This is a genomic window from Parendozoicomonas callyspongiae, assembly GCF_023502345.1.
Classification (GTDB): Bacteria; Pseudomonadota; Gammaproteobacteria; order Pseudomonadales; family Endozoicomonadaceae; genus Sansalvadorimonas; species Sansalvadorimonas callyspongiae.
In genome coordinates this window covers 1-958 of record NZ_JAMFLX010000100.1, presented here as the reverse complement: position 1 = coordinate 958, position 958 = coordinate 1, and the positions used below count along the sequence as shown (strand labels likewise).

Annotated in this window: 1 protein-coding gene; it reads left to right on the top strand. The window is 39.0% G+C overall.

From position 1 onward, the window contains the following. The first annotated feature begins 154 nt into the window (after positions 1-154). A complete protein-coding gene (locus M3P05_RS20445) occupies positions 155-898 on the top strand; it encodes a hypothetical protein (RefSeq protein ID WP_249701982.1) in 744 nt (247 codons plus the stop codon). Positions 899-958: the final 60 nt, after the last annotated feature.

Sequence of the window (958 nt, the reverse complement as noted above, 5' to 3'; positions counted from 1 at the left end):
GAGAGTTGCTGCTGATTGTGGCAGTTATAAATGAAAAGCTGGCATTCAGTAGCGACACTTGAATAAACAAGACAAGGGATGGAAAGAAGAAAGTATTATGGATGAATTAAATGAAAAAGTAAAAAACCTATAGAATTATCAAAGGAGTAAAAAAATGGCAGCACGAATGAGTGATACAGGGTCAGGCACTGTAATCCCAGCATTCCAACTAAGTAATGCTGGTACGATGAGTGAAGATGGTAAGGGTTCGTTTGCGGGAAGACAAGTTGATGAGATTTCTCCTGAGCTTAAATTTTTTAAAATACTTGCACCGGAATTACATAGAACTTTAAAAAACGGTAATGTTACTAAATTTGTTTCTCACTGTGCAAGTGAATCCTTAATTCAGGAAGCAGTTTCGGATGATGTTAATGATTTAACAAAAAAAACTCGGACTCCTAGTAAGAGTGATCTGGCTAAGCGTCTTGTAAGCTTGTTGTCTCGAAAAATCAAAAACAGTAACGACCCAAAAGATCTTTGTCTGAAAATCGCTGGTGCATTTAAAGAAGCAGGGCAAACTGGAATGATCTGTGATTATATCACAAAACTGGCAGAGAAGGATTCAGTGGTTAAGGGATTTAAGGAATCCATCAATTCTATATCAGATTTCATCGAGAATTGCTTATATAGTGTGGCAGACAGCTTGCTTTTGGCCCAAATAATTACTGAAGAGGAAAAAGAAATAACATCGAATTCTGCCTGTGGACTGAATCTACAGAATGCAGTTACTTTGATGGAGGCTCTTGAGGAATCTATAACCATTGCCCCTGCGAATTTGGAAACTCTCAAAGAGTGTCTGGAGGAAACTGGGGGAATATACCGTCAAATTGCGAAAAAATATTGGGGTGATGATGACTAGTTGAAAAAAAAGTGCCGTTGGGTACAATGCGCCTCCTCGTTGCCTCGGGCCCAGGCCAAA